Source organism: Pseudoalteromonas sp. SR45-5, from assembly GCF_014163565.1.
In the GTDB taxonomy this organism is placed as follows: Bacteria; Pseudomonadota; Gammaproteobacteria; order Enterobacterales; family Alteromonadaceae; genus Pseudoalteromonas; species Pseudoalteromonas distincta.
On sequence record NZ_JACJDN010000302.1, the window covers coordinates 1 to 4,793 of the forward strand.

General features: G+C 40.0%; 5 protein-coding genes. 2 read left to right on the forward strand and 3 right to left on the reverse strand.

The window, feature by feature from the left end; translation table 11 throughout:
• Positions 1–46: 46 nt before the first annotated feature.
• The 3 genes from H5072_RS11980 to H5072_RS11990 form a co-directional block, all read right to left on the reverse strand.
• Positions 47–1,195, reverse strand: coding sequence for a hypothetical protein (locus H5072_RS11980; protein ID WP_182693643.1), 1,149 nt, complete (start codon positions 1,193–1,195; stop codon positions 47–49).
• 302 nt (positions 1,196–1,497) lie between these two features.
• Positions 1,498–1,806, reverse strand: coding sequence for a hypothetical protein (locus tag H5072_RS11985; protein ID WP_182693644.1), 309 nt, complete (start codon positions 1,804–1,806; stop codon positions 1,498–1,500).
• Between the two features lie 370 nt (positions 1,807–2,176).
• Positions 2,177–2,422, reverse strand: a complete 246-nt coding sequence (locus tag H5072_RS11990) for a DUF4235 domain-containing protein (RefSeq protein ID WP_002958040.1) — start codon at positions 2,420–2,422, stop codon at positions 2,177–2,179.
• A 339-nt stretch (positions 2,423–2,761) separates the two neighbouring features.
• Here H5072_RS11990 and H5072_RS11995 point away from each other — a divergent pair, with 339 nt between their 5' ends.
• Positions 2,762–3,994, forward strand: coding sequence for a cytochrome C (locus tag H5072_RS11995; protein ID WP_182693645.1), 1,233 nt, complete (start codon positions 2,762–2,764; stop codon positions 3,992–3,994).
• 212 nt (positions 3,995–4,206) lie between these two features.
• Positions 4,207–4,701 carry a hypothetical protein gene (locus tag H5072_RS12000; RefSeq protein ID WP_182693646.1) on the forward strand — a complete coding sequence of 165 codons (495 nt, stop codon included), beginning with the start codon at positions 4,207–4,209 and terminating at the stop codon, positions 4,699–4,701.
• Positions 4,702–4,793: the final 92 nt, after the last annotated feature.

A 4,793-nucleotide genomic window follows, 5' to 3' on the forward strand; every position in this document is an offset into this window, starting at 1 on the left:
GGGCAATAATTGCCCTTTTTTATGCCCTTAATTTGGTAGTTATAAACTATAGCGCTACTAAGCTTTGCTCTAGCATTGCCTTTATTTGTTTTACTATTTTAGCTTCTGTTTCAGGTTCGAATTGTTGTATACGAGGGGTGTGAATATGCCCTGTAGGTATACTTGAATTAAGCGCATCGCGCAGGCGAATACTTCGGTACGATATTTCGTTAGACAGGTAACCACCGCCGCCGCCATTTACCGCAATACTATTTTTAAGTTCGCCATACGAACCGGCTTTATAGGTTTTTTCAAGCGTGGTGACTTCATGATTGTCGATAACTTTATAAGGGCCTTTGGCTTGTTGCATGTAAGTTACAGGCAAGCTAAATTTTACAAACTCATTGCCTGGGAGTGGTCGGCCATTGAGTTTTGGTATTACTGGGCTTGTTTGCGTTCCGCCATATACAATATTGGCATTATCGGGGGCGGTTACACTGCGACGTTTACCTGGGAAACGCTCTAAATCAAATTCTGTTCTACCCATACTTACGGTTATTACCATGTCTACATTATTAAGTGCGTAGTAGGGGGCAAGTAGTGATTCTATTATGCCTTGATCGAAGTCTTCGTAGCGTACAGGCACCATAACGGTGTTAATTTCTGCGCTGATGCCGTTGTAATTAATAACTTGGCCGTCGAGTAATAACGCCGCAACACCTGAGGGGTTACTTTGGTTTATGTTTTTATCGAGTAAAAAAGGGTCAAAGCCTGTTAGTAATATTTTTTTAGTACTGCCTGATGAAAAAGCAAGGTCGGTACGGCCTCTACTGCCTTCCTCAAGTAGGGTTAGTAAAGTATTTAGTTGAGTCTGCGTAATTGAAAATTTAGGTGACGTTGTGCGTATTACTTTGCTTGAAAGCAAGCGTGCCCAGTAAAGCTCTCGGTCGTCGTAGTTATTGGTTTTTAGTATGCGTTGCTTGGCGTTTTCCCACAGTTCAAAGCTAAAGCTTTGTACTAATGCTTTTGCACTTTTAAAGTTGTTAAGTTCTTTAAACTGTTGCTCAAAATTTGATACTTGTGGGGTAAATGCTTTTAAAACATTTGGCATTGCTGATTGGGCTTTGTTGATACGCTGTTCTTCAACAGTTAAAGGATTACTTAAAGCAGCGAATGAAGAGGCAATTAAGCTGGTCGCTAATAATACTTTGATCATAATACTCCTAAGATAAAGCTATTTTTTATGTGTAATTTACTATCCTACGATTGCTAATCAAGAGCAACCGATTAACGTTGAATCGACTGAAATTTGCTTTTGCCGTGCATTAGTATTGTTTAACGGCCAATTAGTATCATCGGCTAATAAAAATCCCTGAGTCAAAAATTGATCTTTATAGGTTCTACTTTAAGTTCTAATAAAAGTAAAAAGCCGTTACAGCAATGCAACGGCTTTTCATTATGGTTTTATGCGCTTCGACGATACGAGCGAAAGGCTTTATAGTCCTTTAAAACCCTCTATTAATCATCTGGCCCTTTTAAGGTAAACACTAAATGTTTACGCATATCTTTTAAAATCACGCCTTTTTTAAGCATTACGCCGCTTAAACGCTTTTGCCATTTTAATAAATCAGGCTCTGCGGCTGCTAAGGCTTGCTCGTTTTCAAACTGAAAGCACAGCAGTAGTGAACTTGGAAATAAGTGATATTCCACATCAAACCAGCATTGCAGCATGCCTGGGAGCTCAGCGCGGCCTTGCTCTTCTAATTTTTCAGCAGTATTAAGTACAAGCGCTTGCTGTTTTATTTGCACTGCAGAGAGTTTTTTCATTATTAAAATCCAAGTTAGCGGCTAAAAAATGCAGCCGGAATGTGGGCATTATACGCAAGCTTGTAGGCAGGCAACAACTTTGAAAGGGAGTTAATGTCCAATAGAGTGTATCTGCTTAAAATAAAGGGTCATATTGCAAGGCACCTCCAGTTTTTCAATCTATGTAGGTCGGATAAGTTGCGCAGCCGCGCCATCGGACTTTTTAAGTTTCATCACTGAACCCCGATTTGGGTATTAATCCATTTTTTAGCTCAATAGTTAAGTAACCTTAACCTAGGCTTTTGCCAAGTTGCTTGCGACAATTGGGGAGTGGTTGTCGCAAGGCGCCTTTAGCGCCTCACCACTTATAATAGGTATTAATTGGGTAGGTTTATTTGGAGCGGCGCTTGTCTAGTACGTAGCGTACGGCCATTCTTGCAACACCCGCACCAATACCTGAGACTACTGCCCATGTAACGGCCTCTTTAAGATCTGTTTCTTCGCTTGGTCTATCTTTTGGAGCTGGTTCGTTGGTAACCTTTTCCCACGATTTTTGTAAAGTTTTCCTTGTTAACATACCTGCTGATGCAGCGGCCAGACCTATACCTATCGTCGTAATTAGTTGTTTATTACTCATAATGTTCTCCTTTTTATAAATAACGGCAGCGTTATTTATGTATAACTCTTTAAGTAAGAATATTAATAACAGCAATTTACGTACCGATAGGCTGAGGCGTTTTTAAATCAGGGCGTTCTTGTTTTATGCAAATTAGTCGTTTAAAACCATACTCACATCACACTTTCACACAAGCTAAATAACCACTGTAGAGCGTGCGCAACTCTGCTCAAAATCTTCTTTTTAGATATTAACTCTGCAATTTAACTTACCTTCTAGGCGGCTTATCGCACTCATTGCTGTACAGATAGTAAACACTTCCACCCTATGCTTTAATATTAAAAAACAAGGGAGGGCGTTATGAGTAAAAATCGATTTTTATTTAATAAATACGTTTTGGTAATGGCTGTGTCGGGCACTTTGTTTGCACCGCTACCAGTGCTGAGCAACGATAAGGGGCCAGTAGTTGAGCAGCTTTGTGCTAGTTGCCATAGTTTAACTAACCTTGAGCGCAGCGCGGGTTATAGCCAGCAGGACTGGCAAACATTAATAAGCTATATGGTTGATGCGGGCGCAGATACTGCGCTTAATAAAGATATAAGCGCTTATTTAGCTGAGCATTATCCTGTAAACACTAAGCGCGAATCTAAGGTTGTTACCGGCGATTTAAAGCTTAGCTTTAAGTACTGGCAAGTGCCAACGCTTGGGCAGCGCGCTCGCGATCCGGTGCAAGGTAAAAATGGCATTATTTGGTGGGTTGGCCAGTGGGGTAATATTTTAGGCAGGTTAGACCCTCAAACCGGCGATATGAAAGAGTACACACTGCCAAGTGGTACCTATGCGCACAGTGTGTCGCTTGATAAAAATCAAACCCCTTGGTTTTTAGGCAATAAAAATGGCACGGTTGGATATTTAGACTTAAAAACCGAAAAATTTAAAGTGTTTAAAATGCCAAATAAAAATGCCCGCGACCCGCATACTGGTGTATTTGATGAAGCCGGAATATTTTGGTTTACCCTCCAGCATAGCAATATGATTGGCAAGCTAGACCCTACAACTGGCGATATTCAATTGGCTACTTTACCCACTAAAGGCTCGCGGCCATATGGTATTAAGCTTGATTCAAAAGGTACGCCGTGGGTGTCGTGTAATGGTAGTAACTGTTTGGTTAAAGTTGATAAAAATACCATGGAGCTTAGTGAGATAAAACTCCCAGGCGCTAAAACGCATACTAGGCGATTAGCCATTACGCCTGACGATATGGTTTTTTATGTTAACTCTGGCATGGGTAAACTTGGCCGCTATAACCCCAAAAACGGTAAAATAACGCAGTGGGATAATCCCAGTGGTGAAAACAGTCATCCGTATGCAATTGAATATGCCGATAACGCCATTTGGTTTAACGAGTCAGCCAAGCGTCCTGAAACCTTAGTAAGGTTCGACCTTAATACCGAAACTATGCAGAGCTGGCAAATTCCGAGTAAAGAAGGAGTTTACTCTGGCTTAATTAGGCATATGCGCATGGGGAATAATGGGCTGATCATTCATCAAACAGCAACTAACCAATTAGCTGAAATTACGTGGAGTAAGTAATAATTTATTTTATGTTAAAGCTGCGTACTGCTTACTAGTAAGTTTTCTTATATTAGGTAGGAGTTTTTTACAAAGCTTAGCAACTTTTACCTTTTAAATAAGTAAATTGATACAATTATTTATTTAAGGTATTGATTTTTATTAGTTAAATTTGTGGTTTGGGTTTTGCTTGGTAGTAAGTGTATTTTCTTAAATAAAATAAAGGAGTTATTATGAGTACCGTTATTACTGGGTTATTTGAAAGTGCATCACAAGCAACACTCGCAATTTATAGATTAGAAGCTTTAGGTATTAATGAAGCTGACATAAGCATTGTAGCCAACGACTCATACGCAAAGGAAGATTTTGCTGTAGACGAAGGTACAAAAGCCGCTGAAGGTGGCCTTATAGGCGCGGCTTCAGGTGGTATTCTTGCTGCAATTATTGGCGGTTTTACTGCAGTAGGTACTGTAGCAACAGGTGGTACGGGCTTATTAGTTGCCGGACCATTAGTCGCAGCATTTGCTGCTGGTGGCGCAGGCGCCGCAGTAGGTGGTACTTTAGGTGCTGCAATTGGTGCATTTATTCCTGAGCACGAAATTAAATATTATGAAGATGCCATTGAAAAGGGCTCTATATTAATTGGTGTTAAGTACGATAGTGACAACAAAAACGCTATTGAAGAAATACTTAACAATGCAGGCGCAAGTAACGTTTCTAAGGCTTAACGTTAACTAATTAGTTTCAAAATTAATTAAAAAGGTGAAACTTCGTTTCACCTTTTTTTTCGTTTTTAACGGCGGAGCAATCATAAATATTA